Here is an 18,777-nt window from a genome sequence, read left to right on the forward strand (position 1 = left end):
ACGCAGCCGCCCGGCGAAATAAAACTCTGGGTATCAAGTGACGCTAAAGTTTGCAGTGGTGGTTATTCATTCATCACATCAGAACTGGTAGGTCAGGGCGACAACAACGACGTCGTCGTTTTTCAGACCCAGCTTGTTGTCGTCATCAAGCTGGTTGATTTTATATTCGACATAAGTGGACATGTTTTTGTTGAAGTAATAGGTCGCCGCTACGTCGAAATATTTCACCAGATCGACGTCGCCGATGCCTTCAATATCTTTGCCTTTCTGCTGAACGTAACCCAGCGATGGGCGCAGACCGAAGTCGAATTGATATTGCGCGACCAATTCAATCCCTTCCGCTTTATTGGCGAAGCCGCTAACGGAGGTCGAGTTATTATTGATGGTAGCGGTGCCGGAAATAGGCGCGATATTGCGGCTCTGCGAATAAGTCGCGGCCAGGTAGACATTGTTGTTGTCGTATTTCAGACCGCCGGCCCAGATATCGGCCTTGTCGCCTTTACCGAAGGTGCCCGCCTTTTGCGTGGCGGTGCGGTTGGAAGAGGCATAGGCGGCGCCCACGCTCAGGCCGTCGATGATTTCATAGCTGGAGGAAAGACCCCAGCCGTCGCCGTTCGCCTTGCTGGCGGAGCGGCCGTCGTTTTCGTTCTTGCCCTGGTACTGCACGGCAAATTTCAGGCCGTCAACCAGACCGAAGAAGTTGTTATTACGGTAGGTGGCGACGCCATTGGTACGGCCGTTCATAAAGTTGTCGGTCTTGATATAAGCATCGTCGCCGAATTCAGGGATCATATCCGTCCAGGCGCCAACGTCGTAAATGATACCGTAGTTGCGACCGTAGTCGAAGGAGCCGAGGTCCTTATATTTCAGACCGGCGAAGCCCAGACGCGTTTTGGTGTCTTTGGTGCCGTCGGATTCAGAATGGTTGGCGGCGATCTGATATTCCCACTGGCCATAGCCGGTCAGCATATCGTTAATCTGAGTCGCGCCTTTAAAGCCGATACGGACGTAAGTTTTATCACCATCATTGCCGGCATCATCAGAGAAATAATGCAGGGCTTTCACACGGCCGTAAAAATCGAGTTTGTTGCCGTCTTTATTGTAGATTTCTGCTGCCTGTGCCGCTTGCGCAAGTAAAAGTGCCGGAATAATAACGGCCAGAAGATTACGTTTCATGGGTTACCCTGCTTTATTCGATTGAAAGACGCTTATCATCAGTTGCATTGCTGTTTTACTGTGCCGCCTGATTGTTGGCGGCGGAGAATTTTTACCGTAGTAATGTGATCTATTTATGACAAAAAATTCATTTTCATGTCGAACGATTAAAAAAGTCGCGCAAAGGGTGAATTTTTTCTTCAGCCGATGGTCTGCGGCTGGTCTACAGTTACCGATACCTTGTTCCGCTGCGGGAGGAATCATGCACGATACTTATACTTTGTTCGGTACGCAGGGCTGCGGTTCGACCATCGTGGCCGCCGCGTTGGCGTTGACTGCTTTCCCCTGGGGCTATGAGGAGGTGGATTACACGCAGGACGGCCCGGAACGCGATCGCCTGTTGGCGCTGAACCCGCTGGGTCAGGTGCCCACCTTAGTGCTGCCCAATGACGAAGTGATGACGGAGAGTGCGGCGATTATCCTGCTGCTGCACGATCGCGCGCCGCATGCCGAGCTGGCGCCGCCCGGCGGTTCGCCGCTGTTGCCGCGTTTTCTGCGCTGGCTGCTGTTCATCAACGCGGAGATTTACCCCACCTTCACCTATGCCGACCATCCGCAGCGCTGGCAGCCGCAGGCGGCAGGGGCGGAACAGCTGAAAAACGCGGTAATGGATTATCGTGAGCGTTTATTGCGGCAGTTGAACGCCGCCGCAGGGGCGTCTGGCCCGTGGTTTCTCGGCAAGAGCTTCAGCGCGTTGGATCTGTACGTGGCGGTAATGTGCAACTGGCGGCCGGGCCGCGCGTGGTTCCGGCAACACTGCCCGCGGCTTTACGCCATTGCCGAACGGGTGGAGCGGCGGCCGGAGCTGAATGCGCTGCTGAGCGCCCATTTCGACGGCGTTGCCTCGCTGGAACCGTGAAATCGCCCCGCCGCCTGGCGGGGAACCCTCCCGTTTTTCTGAACCGAGAGTGCCGAAAATCCCGATTTTCACTCGCCTCGGCGGCGGGTAGCGTAAGGCTATCCGCAACTGACAGGAGAGTGTGATGCCATCAAAATCCCAGGCCGGGCAACAGGCGTTCGGCGAGATCGCCCCCAAGCTGGCGCAGCTCAGCGACAGCGTCTTGTTTGACGATGTCTGGCAGCGGCCAGAGCTGAGCCCGCGCGAGCGCAGCCTGATCACCGTCGCCGCGCTGGTGGCGCTCAACCGCCTGGAGCAACTGCCGTTTCATCTGCAGCTGGCGCAGCGCAACGGTGTCGATCGCCCGCAATTGGCGGAGCTCATCACCCACCTGGCGTTTTACGCCGGCTGGCCCGCGGCGGCGTCGGCCGTGGCGCGCCTGCGCGAGCTGGAACCGGAGGCGCCCCATGCCGTTTAGCCGCATCGCCCTGCATCAGGGCAAGTCCGCCGACTATCTGCAAACCTTGTCCGACAGCCTGCATCAGGCGCTGGTGGAGGCCTTCGAGGTGCCGCCGGCGGACAGGTTTCAGGCGATCGATCAATACCGCCCCGGTGAGCTTATCTACGATCGCGACTATCTCGGCGGGCCGCGCAGCGCGGATTTCGTGCTGTTTTACATCACCGCCGGGCGGCCGCGCGACAGCGACACCAAGCGGCGCTTCTACGGGCGGCTGGCGGCGCTGCTGGCGGAAAACCTGCGGCTGAACCCCGAGGATGTGATGGTGGTGATCGCCACCACCCAGTTGGACGAGTGGTCATTCGGCGGCGGGCGCGCCTCAATGATCGATCCGCAGACGTAACTCGGGCTGACGTCGTCGGCGGTCTGTGGGACAATAGCGCCATCATTTCGTTTAGATAAGAGTTGAATGGCGCTCTCCTCCGCAGTTAAAGATCAGATTGGCCAGTGGTACAAAGCCCTGCAGCAGCAAATACCGGATTTTATTTCCCGCGCGCCCCAGCGCCAGATGATCGCCGAGGTGGCCAAGACGCTGGCCGGCGACTACCCGCGCCATCTGGCGATCGAGGCGCCGACCGGCGTCGGCAAAACGCTGTCTTACCTGATCCCGGGCATCGCCGTCGGGCGGGCGGAGAGCAAGCCGCTGGTGGTGAGCACCGCCAACGTGGCGCTGCAGGATCAGATTTACAGCAAGGATTTGCCGCTGCTGAAGAAGATTATCCCCGATCTGAAATTTACCGGCGCCTTTGGCCGCGGGCGTTACGTCTGCCCGCGCAACCTGGCGGCGATGAGCACCGACGTCAGTCAACAGGGCGATCTGACGCTGTTCCTCGACGACGAGCTGGCGCCGTCCAGCGGCGAAGAGCAGGCGCTGTGCCAGAAACTGACCAAGGCGCTGGCCCGCTTTGAGTGGGATGGGCTGCGCGATCACTATCAGCAGAGCATCGACGATCCGCTGTGGGCCAAGCTGAGCACCGACAAGGCCAACTGCCTGGGGCGCAACTGTCACTACATTCGCGAATGCCCGTTCTATATCGCCCGCAAAGAGATCGAGAGCGCCGACGTGGTGGTGGCCAACCACGCGCTGGTGATGGCGGCGCTGGAGACGGAATCGGTGCTGCCGAACCCGAAAGAGTTGCTGCTGGTGCTGGACGAAGGCCACCATTTGCCGGAGGTGGCGCGCGACGCGCTGGAGATCGACGGCGAAATCACTGCGCTGTCGACCAACCTGCAGCTGGACATGATCGTGCGCCAGGTCGAACAGTGCATGACGCAGTACCGGCCGAAGAATCCGCCGGGGCTGGCCAACAGCGAACGGCTGAAAAACCATTGCGAGGAGCTGCGCGAACTGGTGCAGATCTTCGAGCATCAGGTCAGCGCCTACCTGCCCGGCGACAGCGTGGCCGCCGAGCACCGTTTTGAAATGGGCGAGCTGCCGGCGGAGATGGTGGAGAGCTGCGCGCGGCTGTTTAAACTGACCGATGCATTGCGCGGGCTGGCGGAGTTCGTGCTTAACGATCTTACTGAGCAGACCGGCAAGCACGACATCATGCGCCTGCACCGCGCCATCCTGCAGATGAGCCGCACGCTGGGCTATCTGGAAGCGATGAGCAAGCTGTGGCGGCTGGCGGCGCTCGACAAGTCGTCCAACGCGCCGATCTCCAAATGGGTCACGCGCGAACTGCGCGATAACGTCACCCATCTGTATTTGCACTGCGTCGGCATCCGCGTCAGCGATCAGCTGGAGAAGCTGCTGTGGCGCAAGGTGCCGCACGTGGTGGTCACCTCGGCCACGCTGCGTTCACTGAACAGCTTCGCGCGTTTGCAGGAGATGAGCGGGCTGAGCGAGAAGGCCGGCGATCGCTTCGAAACGCTCTCTTCGCCGTTCAATCACGTCGAACAGGGCAAGATTGTTATTCCGCAGATGCGCTATGAACCGGCGCTCGCCAATGAGGCGGAGCACCTCGAGGAGATGGCGCGGTTTTTCCGCGCCGAGCAGGCGAGCGGCAAGCACAAAGGCATGCTGATCCTGTTCAGCAGCCATCGGGCGATGCAGACTTTCCTCAGCTACGTGACCGATCTGCGGCTGATGCTGCTGGTGCAGGGTGACCAGCCGCGCTACCGGCTGGTGGAAGAGCACCGCAAGCGGGTGGAGAAGGGCGTCGCCAGCGTGCTGGTGGGGCTGCAATCGTTCGCCGAAGGGCTGGATTTGAAAGGCGAACTGTTGACCCAGGTGCATATTCACAAAATCGCGTTCCCGCCGATCGACAGCCCGGTGATCATCACCGAAGGCGAGTGGCTGAAATCGCTGAAGCGCTATCCGTTCGAAGTGCAGAGCCTGCCGAGCGCCTCGTTCAATCTGATCCAGCAGGTCGGCCGTCTGATCCGCAGCAACCAATGCTACGGCGAGATCGTGATCTACGATCGCCGGTTGCTGACCAAAAATTACGGTTCGCGGCTGTTGGCGTCGCTGCCGGTGTTCCCGATCGAGCAGCGCACGGTGCCGGAGGCCGACAAGGCGCATCTGGCGGCGCTGAAATCCGCCGCCGACGCGGCCAAAAAAGAGAAGAAGCGCGGCAACCCGTTCGCCCGCAAGCGGCGGCGTTAATCAGAGCAGCGGCGGCAGGCGGCGCTTGACCGGCGTGGTTTTCACGATCGAGGTGTTGCTCTGCGCATGCTCGGCCAGCCGATCGAGGGTGTGGTCGAGCTGTTCCATCGAGTGCGCCACCAGCCGCACGATAAAGCAGTCTTCGCCGGTCACCTTATCGCATTCGACCACTTCCGGGATCGCCTGAATCAGCTGCTCGACCTTCTTCAGCATGCCCGGCAGCGGCTTGATGCGCACCAGCGACTCGAAGGCGTAGCCCACCGCCTGCAGATTGACGTTCAGGGTATAGCCCTGGATCACGCCGCTTTCCTCCAGCCGCCGCAGTCTTTCCGACGTGCTCGGCGACGACAGGCCCACCTGCGCGCTCAGCGTCTTCAACGATGCGCGCGCATCGTCCGCCAGAATGGTCAGGATTTGGCGATCGATATCATCCATAACGCCTCCGTTAGGTATTTTATTTATTATAGCTGCGAGAAAAAGGCAGTTAAGCATATCTGCCTTTTTTATGCTATGGAAAGCCGCCCAGCGAAGCCGCAAGCTATGTCTCTGGGCAAGCTTCGAGGAACGCAGAATGAATGCAGAGATAAAACGCGGATCGCTGGAGATGGCGGCGGCGATGTTGATTTCCGGCTCCATCGGCTGGTTTGTGTTGATGTCCGGCCAGCCGGTTATCAACGTGGTGTTTTGGCGCTGCGCGGTAGGCGCGCTGGTGCTGCTGGCGGTGTGCGGCGTATTGGGGCAGCTGCGGCGCGATGCGCTGACGCGCGCCACGCTGCTGCTGGCGATCGCCGGCGGCGTCGCGCTGGTGATCAACTGGCTGCTGCTGTTCGCCGCCTATTCCTATGCGTCTATCTCCATCGCCACCGCGGTGTACAATACCCAGCCGTTTATGCTGGTGGGGCTGGGGGCGCTGTTTCTGGGGGAACGGCTGACCGCCCGCAAGCTGCTGTGGCTGGGGCTGGCGTTCGGCGGCATGATGCTGGTGGTGCTGGCGCAGCCGCGGCAGGCGGGGGAGCAGAGTCATTATCTGGCGGGCATCGCGCTGGCGCTCGGCGCGGCGTTTTTCTACGCCCTGATGGCGCTGGCGGCCAAGCGGCTGAAGGGCACGCCGCCGCATCTTATTGCGCTGATCCAGGTGACGGTGGGGGCGGTGATGCTGTTGCCGCTGGTGGATTTCCACGTTTCGGCCAGCGTGGGGCAGTGGGGGATGCTGGCGACGCTCGGCGTGCTGCACACCGGCCTGATGTACGTGTTGATGTACGGCGCCCTGCAGAAGCTGCCCACCAATCTGATCGGCTCGCTGTCGTTCATCTACCCGATCGCCGCTATGCTGGTGGATCGCCTGGCGTTTGGCCACCGGCTGTCTGTGTGGCAGCTGCTGGGCGCGGCGATCATCCTGCTGGCGGCGGCGGGCATGAACCTGCTGGGCGAGCGGCGAGCGCGGCTGCTGCCGGCCTCGGACGGCCGGCGCGCCGGCTGATGCTCAGCGCGGTTTTTTCAGCCGGCGCCATAAAGTGGTGCGGCTGATCCCGAGCAACCGGGCGGCAGCGGCGTGGTCGCCTCCGCACCGCGCCAGGGCTTCGTGGGCGGAGACGGGCGCCGCCGGCGTCTCGGGCGGCGGCGCCACCGCCAGCTCCGGCAGCAGCCACTGCAGGGTCTCGCCGCTCGGCGCAGCGCCGGTGCTCAGCATCAGCGCCACCCGCTCCATCATGTTGCGCAGCTCGCGCAGGTTGCCGGGCCAGGCGTAATGACTCAGCGCGGCGTAACAGCCGGCCAGGGTGGCGCGCAGCGGCTCCGTCAGCGGCACGTCGAGCGCCGCCAGCGACTGTTTCAGAAAGTGTTCCGCCAGCATCGCAATATCGTCGCCGCGCGCCCGCAACGGCGGCAGCTGCAGCCGCAGGGCGCTCAGGCGGTAGAACAGATCGGCGCGAAAATCGCCCTGTTGAATCGCCTGCTCCAGGCGATTGTGGGTGGCGCTGATAACGCGAAAATCGACCGCCACCGGCTGTTGCCCGCCGACCCGGGTGATGGTTTTCTCTTCCAGCGCCCGCAGCAGCCGGGTTTGCAGGTGCAGCGGCATTTCGCCTATCTCATCCAGAAACAGGGTGCCGCCGTTGGCGGTTTCCAGCAGCCCGCGTCGGCCGCCGCGCCGTGAACCGGTGAAGGCGCCTTCCTCATAACCGAACAGTTCCGCCTCCAGCAGCGATTCGGCGATGGCGCCGCAGTTGATGGCGACGAACGGCGGTGTCGCGCCCCTGGACGGCGCGCCGCGCCGGGAAAAGTATTCGCGGTGGATCGCCTGCGCCGCCAGCTCTTTGCCGGTGCCGGTTTCGCCTTCGATCAACACCGCCGCCGGCGATCGGGCGTACAGCATGATGGTGCGCCGCGTCTGCTCCATCTGCGGGGAATCGCCCTGTAAATCGCTCAGCCCATAGCGCGGCTGCAGGGTATTGCGCGCGGCGTAGTCACCGCCACGTTTGGCGCCGCCCAGCATCAGGCGCGTCACGTCCAGCGCGTCGCTGAAGGCGGCGCGCAGGGTGGCGGCGGAATAGAGAAAAATGGCGGTGAGCCCGGCCTCTTCCGCCAGATCGCTGATGAGGCCGGCGCCGACCACCGCCTGAATGCCGGCGGCTTTCAGCTCGGCGATCTGGCCGCGCGCGTCCTCTTCGGTGACGTAGCTGCGCTGCTCCAGCGGCAGATCGAAGGTTTGCTGGAACTCCAGCAGCGCGGGCAGCGGCGTTTTGTAGGTGATGACGCCGATTCGATCGGCGGTTCTGCGCGCCTTGCTCAGCGCCTGCAGCAGGTCGAAGCCGCCGGGTTTGACCAAAATGACCGGCACCGACAGGCGGCTTTTCAGGTAGGCGCCGTTGGAGCCGGCGGCGATGATGGCGTCGCAAGGCTCGGTCGCCAGGCGATCGCGAATATGCTGCACCGCCTCCTCGAAGCCGAGACGGATCGGGGTGATGGTCGCCAGATGGTCGAACTCGAGACTGATATCCCGGAACAAATCGAACAGGCGGGTGATGGAGACGGTCCAGATCACCGGTTTGTCCGGCGTGCGGGACGGCGTGATGTGATCGCTCATGGTGGGTTACCGAATGAAAGTGGCTGCATTAGGTGTAGCCTTGTTTCAGTCATGTTTCAAATATGCCGAATGAAACCGCGATTGAAACGTTAACTGAAACGTTTTTTATCGCTTGGTTTGCCCAATGGCGACGCGAATTTTATAACTCACTTATTTTTATCGCTTTTAATTTTTTCCTCGCCAAAGTGCAACCTGGCCCGCCCCTTGCTCTGTCTGTTCCATCTAGCTAATCGGAGAGAACGTCATGACGCTGCGCTCACCCGGGCTCGCCTTTCGTCAGGCCCTGAGTAAAGAGAAACCCCTGCAAATCGCCGGCGCGATCAACGCCAACCATGCCCTGCTGGCCCAGCGGGCGGGGTTCCAGGCCATCTATCTTTCCGGCGGCGGCGTGGCGGCCGGTTCGCTGGGGCTGCCGGATCTGGGCATTTCGACGCTGGACGATGTGTTGACCGATATTCGCCGCATCACCGACGTCTGCCCGCTGCCGCTGCTGGTGGATGTCGACAGCGGTTTCGGCGCATCGGCGTTCAACGTCGCCCGCACGGTGCGCGCGGTGAGCAAGGCCGGGGCGGCGGCGCTGCATATCGAAGATCAGGTTGGCGCCAAGCGCTGCGGCCATCGGCCCAATAAGGCCATCGTCTCCACCGAAGAGATGGTGGATCGCATCAAGGCGGCGGTGGATGCGCGCAGCGATCCGGACTTCGTGATCATGGCGCGCACCGATGCGCTGGCGGTGGAGGGGCTGGAGGCGGCCATCGAGCGCGCTCAGGCTTACGTGGCGGCCGGGGCCGACATGCTGTTTCCGGAGGCGATCACCGAGCTGGGCATGTACCGCCGCTTCGCCGAAGCGACGCAGGTGCCGATCCTCGCCAACATCACCGAATTCGGCGCGACGCCGCTGTTCACCACCGACGAGCTGCGCAGCGCCCGGGTGGATATGGCGCTGTATCCGCTGTCGGCCTTTCGGGCGATGAACCGGGCGGCGGAGCGGGTGTACCGCGCCCTGCGCGAGGAGGGCACGCAGAAAAGCGTCATCGACACCATGCAGACCCGCAACGAGCTGTACGAAAGCATCAACTACTATTTGTTCGAAGAGAAACTCGACGCTCTGTTCGCTCGCCAGCGCGACGAATAAGCGCCATTCACGCAGAAGCCAAATGAGGACAGTATGAGCCAAGCGATCCCCCCGCAAAGCCCGACTGGCGTTAAGCCGAAAAAATCCGTGGCGTTATCCGGCGTGCCCGCCGGGAATACCGCGCTGTGTTCCGTAGGACGCAGCGGCAACGATCTGCACTATCGCGGTTACGACATTCTCGATCTCGCGCGCCACTGCGAGTTTGAAGAGGTCGCCCATCTGCTGATCCACGGCAAGTTGCCCAACCGCGACGAGCTGCAGGCCTATAAACACCGTCTCAAAGCGCTGCGCGGCCTGCCCGCCAGCGTGCGCACGGTGCTGGAGGCGCTGCCGGCGGCGTCTCACCCGATGGACGTGATGCGCACCGGCGTTTCGGCCCTCGGCTGCACCCTGCCGGAAAAAGAACAGCACGGCGCAGCCGGCGCGCGCGACATCGCCGATCGGCTGCTGGCGTCGTTGGGATCGATGCTGCTCTATTGGTATCACTACAGCCACAACGGCGAGCGCATTCAGCCGGAGACCGACGACGATTCCATCGGCGGCCACTTCCTGCACCTGCTGCACGGCGCAGCGCCTTCCGCCAGCTGGGAGCAGGCCATGCATGCGTCACTGATCCTGTACGCCGAGCATGAGTTCAACGCCTCGACCTTCGCCGGCCGGGTGATCGCCGGCACCGGATCCGACGTCTATTCGGCGATCGTCGGCGCCATTGGCGCGCTGCGCGGGCCGAAGCACGGCGGCGCCAACGAGGTGTCGCTGGAGATCCAGCAACGCTATGAAACGCCGGACGAAGCGGAAGCCGACATTCGCCGCCGCATCGACAACAAAGAGGTGGTGATCGGCTTCGGGCACCCGGTGTACACCGTCTCCGATCCGCGCCATCAGGTGATCAAAGAGATCGCGCTGCGCCTGTCGCAGGAAGCGGGCGCGATGAAGCTGTATGACATCGCCGACCGGCTGGAAAGCGTGATGCGCGACACCAAAAACATGTTCCCCAACCTCGACTGGTTCTCGGCGGTGTCTTACCACCAGCTGGGGGTGCCTACCGAAATGTTCACGCCGCTGTTTGTCATGGCGCGGGTGAGCGGCTGGTCGGCGCACATCATCGAGCAACGGCAGGACAACAAAATCATTCGCCCGTCCGCCAACTATACCGGGCCGGAAGCGCGGGCGTTCGTACCGCTGGATCAGCGCTGAGCGCCGATCGTTATCGTGTCGTTTTCACTATGGAGCCTTTGGGGATCATGATGCTTGAGTCTGCCAACACCGGCCGTCCGCCGTTCGATCGCGAGATGGTCGATATCGTCGATTATGTGATGAAAGAGGCCGTCGATACCCCGGCGGCGTACCGCACCGCCCACTATTGCCTGCTCGATACCCTCGGCTGCGGGCTGGAGGCGCTGAGCTACCCGGCCTGCAAGAAACTGATGGGGCCGGTGGTGCCGGGCGCCGAGGTGCTGAACGGCAGTCGGGTGCCGGGCACCCGTTTCCAGCTGGATCCGGTTCAGGCGGCGTTCAATATCGGCGCCATGATCCGCTGGCTCGATTTCAACGACACCTGGCTGGCGGCGGAGTGGGGCCACCCGTCGGACAACCTGGGCGGGATCCTGGCGGTGGCCGACTGGCTCTCGCGTCAGGCGGTGGCGGCGGGCAAAGCGCCGCTGACCATGCGGCAGGTGCTGATCGCCATGATTAAGGCGCACGAGATCCAGGGCTGCCTGGCGCTGGAAAACGCCTTCAACCGGGTGGGGTTGGATCACGTGCTGCTGGTTAAGGTGGCGTCCACCGCGGTGGTGGCGCAGCTGCTCGGCCTGAGCCGCGAGGCGATCCTGAACGCGGTGTCGCTGGCGTGGGTGGACGGGCAGTCGCTGCGCACTTATCGCCATGCGCCGAACGCCGGCACCCGCAAATCCTGGGCGGCGGGGGATGCGACCGCGCGCGCAGTGCGGCTGGCGCTGATGGCCGCCACCGGCGAGATGGGCTATCCCTCGGCGCTCACGGCGCCGACCTGGGGGTTCTACGACGTCTCGTTCAACGGCGAACCTTTCCGCTTCCAGCGGCCGTACGGCGCGTATGTGATGGAGAATGTGCTGTTTAAAATTTCGTTCCCGGCGGAGTTCCATGCCCAGACCGCCGTGGAGGCGGCCATGACGCTGCACCGCCAGATGCAGGCCGCCGGCAAAACCGCCTCCGATATCGCCAGGGTGAGCATCCGCACCCACGAGGCCTGCCTGCGCATTATCGACAAGCAAGGGCCGCTGGATAACCCGGCGGATCGCGATCACTGCATTCAGTATATGGTGGCGATCCCGCTGCTGTTCGGCCGGCTGACGGCGGCCGATTACGAGGATCGGGTGGCCGAGGATCCGCGCATCGACGCATTGCGCGGCAAGATCCACTGCCATGAAGATCCCGCCTTCACGCGCGATTATCACGATCCGGAAAAACGCTCGATCGCCAATGCGCTGACGGTGGAGTTCGCCGACGGCAGCCGTCTGGATGAGGTGGCGGTGGAGTATCCTATCGGCCATGCGCGGCGGCGCGAAGAGGGCATCCCGCTGCTGATCGAGAAGTTCAAAACCAACCTGGCGCGCCAGTTCCCGGCCCTGCAGCAGCAGCGCATTCTCGAGGTGTCGCTGGATCGGCAGCGGCTGGCGCAGATGCCGGTCAATGAGTACCTCGATTTGTGGGTGATCTGACGCGAGCGGCGCTGACAAGCCACGTCGGCGTCGCTATGATGGAGGCTCCATCCCCGTCCGTCTTCTTATCAGGTGATTCATGATTGATGCCGCAACGCTGTTGTTGTTTTCCGGCGCCTGCGTGGCGCTGGCGCTGACCCCCGGCCCGGATATGCTGCTGATCGCTTCGCGCAGCGTCAGCCAGGGGCGGCGCGCCGGTTTCGCTTCGCTGGCGGGCATCCAGCTCGGCACGTACTGCCACGCGCTGGCGGCGGCGCTGGGGTTGTCGCAACTGTTCGTCGCCGTACCCCTGGCTTACGACGCGGTGAGAATGTTGGGCGCGGCCTATCTGCTCTATCTGGCGTGGAAAACGCTGCGATCCGGCAGCAGTCTGCAGGCTTCCGCCGGGTTGCAGGCGGTGCCGACGGCGCGCATTTTCCGTCAGGGATTGTTCACCAACATCCTCAACCCGAAGATGGCGCTGTTCGTGCTGGCGCTGTTCCCGCAGTTTATCGATCCGCGCGCCGGCTCGGTGGTGGTGCAGATGCTGGCGCTGGCGACGGTGCTGAATCTGGTCGGCTTGCTGATTAACGGCGGGGTGATCCTGGCGGTCAGCGGCATGAAAAGCCGTTTTGTCGGCCGTCGCTTCAGCGCCCGCTGGCCGAACTATCTGCTGAGCGGCGTGTTCGCCGGGCTGGCCTGCAAACTCATTTTCGACAGCCGTCGTTAATCTTCGCGCAGCAGCGCTTCAAACGCCGCGCTGGCCGGTTCGTCCGGCAGCGCGCTGTACATCACCAGCCGCAGGTGGTTCTCTTCGTCGACGATGAAAGAGGCGTGGTCAAAGGTGACCGGGCCGATCTCCGGGAGGGTGAAGCTGCGCCGCCCCTGGCAACGTCCGTGAATATCATGCTGCCGCCAGAGCTGGCGGAACTGCGGCGATACCTGCTCCAGCGCCTGTACCCGTTGGCGCATCACCTCATCCTCCGGCGCACGGGCGTAGTCGCGGCGGAAGCTGGCCAGGATTTGCGGCGCCTGCGCCCGCCACTCCAGCAGGCGCGCATTGAGCTGCGGATCGGCAAACAGCATCCACAACATGTTGCGCTCTTGCGCCGGGCGCTCGCCGATGGCGAACAGCCGCTGCGCCGCCGGATTCCAGGCGATGATGTCCCAACTGAGGTTCATGACGTAGGCCGGCCGCAGCGTCAGGTCGTCCAGCAGGCGCCGCACCAACGGCGAAACCTGGCACCACTGATGGCCGACCGGCACCGGCGGGCGCTGATGCGCCAATAAAAACAGGTGGTAGCGGCCGGCGGCATCGAGCTGCAGCACCCGCGCCAGATTTTCCAAAAACGTCACCGACGCATTGATTTCCCTGCCTTGCTCCAGCCAGGTGTACCAGGTGAGGCCGACGCCGGCCAGCGCCGCCACCTCCTCGCGCCGCAAGCCCGGCGTGCGGCGGCGGCTGCCGCTCGGCAAGCCGACTGCCTCCGGCGACAGTTGTTCTCGCTTTTGCCGCAGAAAATCCCCCAGTTCGTGGCGGGTGCGTTCGAGGGTGCGTGGGGGCATGTCGGCCGTCCTGTTGCTGTCAGTAATAGTATAAATGGCTATATAGTAACAGTTTAAACTCTATTCCATACTGCGACCATCATAATCTCTGGAGGTGGTATGGAACATTCATTATCTGTTGAACGGCGAGGATTGCCCGGCCTGCCGGTGCTGCTGTTGGGCGGTTTCGTCACGGTGTTCGATCTGTTTGTGGTCAACGTGGCGGCGCCGGTGATCCAGCAACAGTTCGCCGCCGATTTCGCCGGGGTCGGTTTGATCGTCGCCGGTTATGAACTGGCGTTTGGGGTGCTGTTGATCGCCGGTGGGCGTCTGGGCGATCGCTTCGGGCGTCGGCGTCTGTTCAGCCTCGGCATGCTGGGATTCACGCTGAGTTCCCTGTTGTGCGGACTGGCGGGATCGCTCAGCCTGCTGATCGCCGCGCGTATCCTGCAGGGGGCGGCGGCGGCGCTGTTGTTCCCGCAAATTTACGCCTTGATGCGGGTGCTGTACGCGCCGCAACAGCGGCGGCGCGCTTTCGCCTGGCTGGGCATGACACTGGGGTTGGCGGCAATCTTCGGCCAGATCCTCGGCGGATTTATCATTGAGGCCAACCTGTTCGGCAGCGGCTGGCGCATGATCTTTTTGATCAATTTGCCTATCGGCGCGCTGGCGCTGTGGGCGGCGCGGCGCATTCCCGAATCGCGGGTGGCGCAGGCGCAGCGGCTGGACGGCGTCGGCCTGTGGCTGGCGGCGGCTGGCCTGTCGCTGTTGCTGCTGCCGTTGCTGGAAGGCCCGGCGCGCGGTTGGCCGTGGTGGATCGCGCCGATGTTGGCATTGGCGCTGCTGACGCTGTGGGGCTTCCTGCGTTGGGAACGCCGCCTGGCGCAGCGCGGTGATGATGCGGTGCTCGATCCGGCGCTGTTCCGCCAGGCGGGCTTCGCGCCGGGTATGGCGGTGGTGCTGGCGATTTATGCCACCGCTTCCTCGTTTTTCTTGTGCTTCGCGCTGCTGCTGCAGGCGGGGGCGGGGCTGACGCCTTTTCAGGCGGGCAGCCTGTTCGCCCCGGCCAGCGCGGCCTTTATGCTGGCCTCGATGCTGGCGCCCCGGCTGACGCTGCGTTGGGGCAACGGCGTGCTGAGCGTGGGCGTGGCGATTTACGCCGCCGGGTTGGCGCTATTGATGGCGCAGGCGCTGTGGGGGGAGGCGCTGGCGCATCCGCTGCGGCTGCTGCCGGGGTTGGTGGTGTTGGGATTCGGCCAGGCGCTGAGCATGACGCCGCTGCTGAATCTGGTGCTGGGTTTGGCGCAGGAGCGGCAGGCGGGCATGGCGGCGGGTCTGGTGGCCACCGTGCAGCAGGTGGGGGGCGCGCTGGGTATCGTGGTCAGCGGCGTCGGTTTTGTGCCGCTGTTGGCGAGCGGCGGCGCGGCGGAACGCTATGCCCAGACCTTTGCCGGTGCGATGCTCTGTAATTTGGTGGCGATGGGCGTCGCCCTGATCTTGTTAAACCGGATCACTCGAAATACTCAGAAAGCGGATCTTAAGTAGGCCGCCGGCGGGTGCTTTACTGTCGTCATCATGAGAGCGCGATAAGGAGCCACACTGATGTTTCAACCCGCCGCATTTCGCGAAGACGATCTGGATGCCCAACTGGCGTTGGTGCGCGCCCACCCGCTGGGGCTGTTGGTCAGCCACGGCGAGCAGGGATTGACGGCCGATCCGTTGCCGTTTCTGGCCGATGTCGAACAGGGGCAGATCCGGCTGCGGGCGCACCTGTCGCGCGCCAACGAGCACTGGCGACGTTTGCAACAGGCGGCGGAATGTCTGGTGATTTTTCAGGGCCAGGAGGGCTATGTGTCGCCCGGCTGGTACCCGAGCAAGCGCCAGACCGGCAAGGTGGTGCCGACCTGGAATTACAGCGTGGTGCAACTGCATGGCGTGCCGACGGTGACGGACGACCCGGCCTGGCTGCGCCGCCAACTGATCGATCTCACCGCGCAGCAGGAAGGGCGGCGTCCTGAACCCTGGCGGCTCGAGGATGCGCCGGCCAACTACATCGCCGCACAGCTTAAAGGCATCGTCGGTATTGAGATCGCCGTCACCCGGCGCGAAGGCAAATGGAAAATGAGCCAAAACCGCAGCGTCGAGGATGCCGGCGGGGTGATCGCCGGGCTGCGCGATGGCGATGAAGCGCAGCGGCGACTGGCGGCGGAGGTTGAGCGGCGGCGCGGATAGGGTATGCTAACCGAAGAGTGGGCTGAGGGAACCTTCGGATGGATTACACCAAAATTATCAAAGAAATAGGCCGCGGCAAAAACCATGCGCGCGATCTGGATCGACAGACCGCCTTTGAGCTGTATCAGGCGATGCTGGCCGGGGAGGTCCCCGAACTTGAGCTGGGCGGCATTCTGATCGCGCTGCGCATCAAGGGCGAAGCCGAAGAGGAGATGCTGGGGTTCTACCAGGCGATGCAGCAGCAGGTATTGTCGCTGCAGGCGCCGCAGGGGAGGCCATTGCCGGTGGTGCTGCCGAGCTACAACGGCGCGCGCAAGCAGGCCAACCTGACGCCGCTGCTGGCGCTGCTGCTGGCGAAAGTGGGCCTGCCGGTGGTGGTGCACGGCGTGCTGGACGACAGCACCCGCGTGACCAGCGCCGAGATTTTCCGCGCGCTTGGGCTGCCGTGGTCGGAACAGGCAGCTCACGCCCAACAGCGTCTCGATAACGGCGAGGCGGTATTCATGCCGGTTTCCACGCTGTCGGCGCCGCTGGCGCGGCAGCTCGGGTTGCGTTGGCGCATGGGGGTGCGCAACAGCGCCCATACGCTGGCCAAGCTGGCGACGCCGTTCGGCGAACAGGATGCGCTGCGCCTCGCCAGCGTTTCACACCCGGAGTATGTCGGCCGGGTGGCGTCGTTTTTCCGCCAGATCGGCGCCCGCGGGCTGCTGATGCACGGCACGGAAGGCGAAGCTTACGCCAACCCGCTGCGCTGCCCGCAAATTCACCACATCGTCGGCGGCGAACAGCGCATCTTGCTGGAGCGCACCTTGCCGGATGAAACGCCGGCATTGCCGGCGGCGAAAGACGCGGAAACCACCGCGCGCTGGACTGAACGCTGTCTGGCGGGCGAGGTGGCGATACCGCAGGCCATCCAGCGGCAGGTTGCCTGTTGCCTGGTGGCCGCCGGCGAGAGCGAGACGCTGGAGCAGGGGCTGAAACGCCTGCATCAGGCCTAAGCGCGACTATACTGGGATATTTCCTCATCGGCTGAGAAGGACGGTTATGCAACAGGCTCTCGATTACTTCAATCAATTGAACCAGGATTACCTCGACGTACACCGCGCCAAAGAAGAGCTGTTCTGGCAAAACTACATGGGCACCGGCGGTGAAGACGTCTCGGCGCGCTTTTCCGCCGCGGAAAGCGCCTATAAGCGCTTTATCGCCGAACCGCGCCGGCTGGCGGAGATCCGCACTCTGCTGGCCGGATTGGAAGCGTTGCCGCAGGAGGCGCAGCGCGATGCGCTGATCCACGGCCTGCAGGGTTGGCTGCGCTTTTTCGACTGCAACGCCATCGAAGATCCGCAGGCGCAGGCGCTGTTGGATCAGATCATCCACGCCGAATCCGATCTCTACTCGCGCCGCAAGGGCTATCAGGTCACCCATCTGAACGCCGACGGCCAGCGCGTGGCGGCTTCGCTCGGCGAGCTGTTGACCAACCAGGCGACCAACCCGAACGAAGACTACCGCCGCAGCTCGCAGCAGGCGCTGCGCGATCTGGAGCAATGGCTGCTGCATAACGGCCTGCCGGAGCTGATCGGCCTGCGCAACCGCTTTGCGCGCCAGATGGGCTATCGCAACTATTTCGACTACAAGGTGAACAAAACCGAGCGCATGACGCCGGAGCAGCTGTTCGCCATTCTGGATCGCTTCGAGCGGGAAACCCGCGAGGCCAACGCGCGCAGCCTGCAGCAGCTGGCGGCCGACAAGGGCGACCAGGCGCTGGAGCCATGGAACGTGCGCTTCGCCAGCGCCGGCGACGTCACCCGCCAACTGGATCCTTATTTCCCGTTTTCCCGTTCGCTGGAACGCTGGGTCGACAGCTTCAAACGCCTGCACATCGGTTTTGGCGGCGCGGAGATGAACCTCGATCTGCTGGTGCGTAAAGGCAAGTATGAGAACGGCTTCATGCACGGCCCGGTGCCGCCGTTTGTGCGCCAGGGGGAATGGGTGCCGGCGCGCATCAACTTCACCAGCCTGGCGCAGCCGGGGCAGGTGGGCAGCGGCGCTTACGGGCTCAACACCCTGTTCCACGAGGGCGGCCACGCGGCGCACTTCGCCAATATTCGCCAGAATGCGCCGTGCTTCTCGCAGGAGTTCCCGCCGACCTCGATGGCCTATGCCGAAACCCAGTCGATGTTCTGCGATAGCCTGCTGGACGATGCCGACTGGTTGAAGCGCTATGCGAAAAACGCCGCCGGCGAAGCGGTGCCCGATGCGCTGATTGAGGCCGGCATCGCGGCGCGCCAGCCGATGCGCGCGTTCAACGAACGCCATATCCTGCTGGTGCCGTACTTCGAGTGGGCGTTGTATCAGTGGGATGACGAGCAGCGCACGCCGGAAGCCATCACCGCGCTGGCGCGCGAGGTCGAGCAGAAGATCCTCGGCATCAGCGGCAGCCCGCGCCCGACGCTGGCGATCCCGCATCTGCTGTCGCTGGAGTCCGCCTGTTCTTATCAGGGCTACCTGCTGGCGATGATGGCGGTGGAACAAACCCGCCACTTCTTCCTGCAGCGCGACGGTTACCTGACGGACAACCCGGCCATCGGCCCGGATCTGGCGCAACACTACTGGTTGCCGGGCAACAGCGTCAGCCATGACGACACGCTGCGCAGCCTGACCGGCGAAGGGTTTAATCCGGACTATCTGGCGCAGGCCTGCAACCAGACGGTGGCGCAGGCGTGGCATGAGGCGCAGCAGACGATGGCCGCCGCCGCCGCCCGCCCGCAGCCGCCGGCGGATTTCGATTTGCAGGCGCATATTCGGGTGGTGGATGGCGAGACGGTATTGGCAGACAATGCCGACGGTGACGAACGGATGTGCCGCGACTTCGCTGCGGCGATAGAGGCGCGTTTGGTTTAAGGCTGACAATAAAATCCACGCGG

General features: G+C 63.4%; 17 protein-coding genes. 13 read left to right on the forward strand and 4 right to left on the reverse strand.

From position 1 onward, the window contains the following. Positions 1-78: 78 nt before the first annotated feature. Entirely contained in the window at positions 79-1,176 is a 1,098-nt protein-coding gene (ompC, locus tag GT753_RS02875; protein WP_004939326.1) for a porin OmpC, read from the reverse strand. Between the two features lie 241 nt (positions 1,177-1,417). On the opposite strand from ompC, the gene GT753_RS02880 reads away from it, so the two are divergent. The 4 genes from GT753_RS02880 (at position 1,418) to dinG (ending at position 5,178) form a co-directional block, all read left to right on the forward strand. Then, positions 1,418-2,074, forward strand: coding sequence for a glutathione S-transferase family protein (locus tag GT753_RS02880; protein ID WP_015377134.1), 657 nt, complete (start codon positions 1,418-1,420; stop codon positions 2,072-2,074). A 124-nt stretch (positions 2,075-2,198) separates the two neighbouring features. After that, positions 2,199-2,531, forward strand: coding sequence for a carboxymuconolactone decarboxylase family protein (locus GT753_RS02885; protein ID WP_015377135.1), 333 nt, complete (start codon positions 2,199-2,201; stop codon positions 2,529-2,531). Continuing rightward, complete coding sequence (locus tag GT753_RS02890) at positions 2,521-2,913, forward strand: tautomerase family protein (RefSeq protein WP_015377136.1); 393 nt, start codon at positions 2,521-2,523, stop codon at positions 2,911-2,913. Before GT753_RS02885 ends, GT753_RS02890 begins: the two co-directional genes overlap by 11 nt. A gap of 66 nt (positions 2,914-2,979) precedes the next feature. Further along, positions 2,980-5,178 (forward strand): ATP-dependent DNA helicase DinG, encoded by a 2,199-nt coding sequence (gene dinG, locus GT753_RS02895; protein ID WP_160125248.1) that lies wholly within the window; start codon positions 2,980-2,982, stop codon positions 5,176-5,178. On the opposite strand, the gene GT753_RS02900 is transcribed toward dinG, so the two are convergent. Further along, positions 5,179-5,613 (reverse strand): Lrp/AsnC family transcriptional regulator, encoded by a 435-nt coding sequence (locus tag GT753_RS02900; RefSeq protein ID WP_004939311.1) that lies wholly within the window; start codon positions 5,611-5,613, stop codon positions 5,179-5,181. A 136-nt stretch (positions 5,614-5,749) separates the two neighbouring features. Here GT753_RS02900 and GT753_RS02905 point away from each other — a divergent pair, with 136 nt between their 5' ends. Continuing rightward, on the forward strand, positions 5,750-6,658 hold the full coding sequence (locus GT753_RS02905) for a DMT family transporter (RefSeq protein WP_004939309.1): 909 nt from the start codon (positions 5,750-5,752) through the stop codon (positions 6,656-6,658). A gap of 3 nt (positions 6,659-6,661) precedes the next feature. Here the strand turns inward: GT753_RS02905 and prpR are convergent, their stop codons facing one another. Next, a complete protein-coding gene (gene prpR, locus GT753_RS02910) occupies positions 6,662-8,263 on the reverse strand; it encodes a propionate catabolism operon regulatory protein PrpR (RefSeq protein WP_160125249.1) in 1,602 nt (533 codons plus the stop codon). 244 nt (positions 8,264-8,507) lie between these two features. On the opposite strand from prpR, the gene prpB reads away from it, so the two are divergent. The 4 genes from prpB (at position 8,508) to GT753_RS02930 (ending at position 12,806) form a co-directional block, all read left to right on the forward strand. After that, positions 8,508-9,398 (forward strand): methylisocitrate lyase, encoded by an 891-nt coding sequence (gene prpB / locus GT753_RS02915; RefSeq protein WP_015377140.1) that lies wholly within the window; start codon positions 8,508-8,510, stop codon positions 9,396-9,398. 33 nt (positions 9,399-9,431) lie between these two features. Then, positions 9,432-10,595, forward strand: a complete 1,164-nt coding sequence (prpC, locus tag GT753_RS02920; RefSeq protein ID WP_004939298.1) for a 2-methylcitrate synthase — start codon at positions 9,432-9,434, stop codon at positions 10,593-10,595. Between the two features lie 50 nt (positions 10,596-10,645). Then, positions 10,646-12,097, forward strand: coding sequence for a bifunctional 2-methylcitrate dehydratase/aconitate hydratase (locus tag GT753_RS02925; RefSeq protein WP_160125465.1), 1,452 nt, complete (start codon positions 10,646-10,648; stop codon positions 12,095-12,097). 79 nt (positions 12,098-12,176) lie between these two features. Further along, complete coding sequence (locus GT753_RS02930; protein WP_015377143.1) at positions 12,177-12,806, forward strand: LysE family translocator; 630 nt, start codon at positions 12,177-12,179, stop codon at positions 12,804-12,806. On the opposite strand, the gene GT753_RS02935 is transcribed toward GT753_RS02930, so the two are convergent. Continuing rightward, on the reverse strand, positions 12,803-13,642 hold the full coding sequence (locus GT753_RS02935; protein ID WP_004939285.1) for a helix-turn-helix transcriptional regulator: 840 nt from the start codon (positions 13,640-13,642) through the stop codon (positions 12,803-12,805). The two genes, GT753_RS02930 and GT753_RS02935, sit on opposite strands and share 4 nt — an antisense overlap. A 99-nt stretch (positions 13,643-13,741) precedes the next feature. Between GT753_RS02935 and GT753_RS02940 the strand changes: the two genes are divergently transcribed. The 4 genes from GT753_RS02940 to GT753_RS02955 are packed head-to-tail and all read left to right on the forward strand — an operon-like array spanning position 13,742 to position 18,754. Continuing rightward, on the forward strand, positions 13,742-15,166 hold the full coding sequence (locus tag GT753_RS02940; RefSeq protein WP_160125250.1) for an MFS transporter: 1,425 nt from the start codon (positions 13,742-13,744) through the stop codon (positions 15,164-15,166). Between the two features lie 57 nt (positions 15,167-15,223). Continuing rightward, positions 15,224-15,853, forward strand: coding sequence for an FMN-binding negative transcriptional regulator (locus GT753_RS02945; protein WP_160125251.1), 630 nt, complete (start codon positions 15,224-15,226; stop codon positions 15,851-15,853). Between the two features lie 38 nt (positions 15,854-15,891). Then, on the forward strand, positions 15,892-16,851 hold the full coding sequence (gene ybiB / locus GT753_RS02950; RefSeq protein WP_015377146.1) for a DNA-binding protein YbiB: 960 nt from the start codon (positions 15,892-15,894) through the stop codon (positions 16,849-16,851). A 46-nt stretch (positions 16,852-16,897) separates the two neighbouring features. Further along, a complete protein-coding gene (locus GT753_RS02955; RefSeq protein ID WP_015377147.1) occupies positions 16,898-18,754 on the forward strand; it encodes a M3 family metallopeptidase in 1,857 nt (618 codons plus the stop codon). The last annotated feature ends 23 nt before the right edge of the window (positions 18,755-18,777 follow it).

The sequence above is a fragment of the Serratia sp. Z4 genome (assembly GCF_009900725.1).
GTDB classification, from domain to species: domain Bacteria; phylum Pseudomonadota; class Gammaproteobacteria; order Enterobacterales; family Enterobacteriaceae; genus Serratia; species Serratia nematodiphila.

Coding starts and splice junctions, on each gene's coding strand:
- ompC (WP_004939326.1), bottom strand. CDS start 1,176: ATGAAACGTAATCTTCTGGCCGTTATTATTCCGGCACTTTTACTTGCG.
- GT753_RS02880 (WP_015377134.1), top strand. CDS start 1,418: ATGCACGATACTTATACTTTGTTCGGTACGCAGGGCTGCGGTTCGACC.
- GT753_RS02885 (WP_015377135.1), top strand. CDS start 2,199: ATGCCATCAAAATCCCAGGCCGGGCAACAGGCGTTCGGCGAGATCGCC.
- GT753_RS02890 (WP_015377136.1), top strand. CDS start 2,521: ATGCCGTTTAGCCGCATCGCCCTGCATCAGGGCAAGTCCGCCGACTAT.
- dinG (WP_160125248.1), top strand. CDS start 2,980: ATGGCGCTCTCCTCCGCAGTTAAAGATCAGATTGGCCAGTGGTACAAA.
- GT753_RS02900 (WP_004939311.1), bottom strand. CDS start 5,613: ATGGATGATATCGATCGCCAAATCCTGACCATTCTGGCGGACGATGCG.
- GT753_RS02905 (WP_004939309.1), top strand. CDS start 5,750: ATGAATGCAGAGATAAAACGCGGATCGCTGGAGATGGCGGCGGCGATG.
- prpR (WP_160125249.1), bottom strand. CDS start 8,263: ATGAGCGATCACATCACGCCGTCCCGCACGCCGGACAAACCGGTGATC.
- prpB (WP_015377140.1), top strand. CDS start 8,508: ATGACGCTGCGCTCACCCGGGCTCGCCTTTCGTCAGGCCCTGAGTAAA.
- prpC (WP_004939298.1), top strand. CDS start 9,432: ATGAGCCAAGCGATCCCCCCGCAAAGCCCGACTGGCGTTAAGCCGAAA.
- GT753_RS02925 (WP_160125465.1), top strand. CDS start 10,646: ATGCTTGAGTCTGCCAACACCGGCCGTCCGCCGTTCGATCGCGAGATG.
- GT753_RS02930 (WP_015377143.1), top strand. CDS start 12,177: ATGATTGATGCCGCAACGCTGTTGTTGTTTTCCGGCGCCTGCGTGGCG.
- GT753_RS02935 (WP_004939285.1), bottom strand. CDS start 13,642: ATGCCCCCACGCACCCTCGAACGCACCCGCCACGAACTGGGGGATTTT.
- GT753_RS02940 (WP_160125250.1), top strand. CDS start 13,742: ATGGAACATTCATTATCTGTTGAACGGCGAGGATTGCCCGGCCTGCCG.
- GT753_RS02945 (WP_160125251.1), top strand. CDS start 15,224: ATGTTTCAACCCGCCGCATTTCGCGAAGACGATCTGGATGCCCAACTG.
- ybiB (WP_015377146.1), top strand. CDS start 15,892: ATGGATTACACCAAAATTATCAAAGAAATAGGCCGCGGCAAAAACCAT.
- GT753_RS02955 (WP_015377147.1), top strand. CDS start 16,898: ATGCAACAGGCTCTCGATTACTTCAATCAATTGAACCAGGATTACCTC.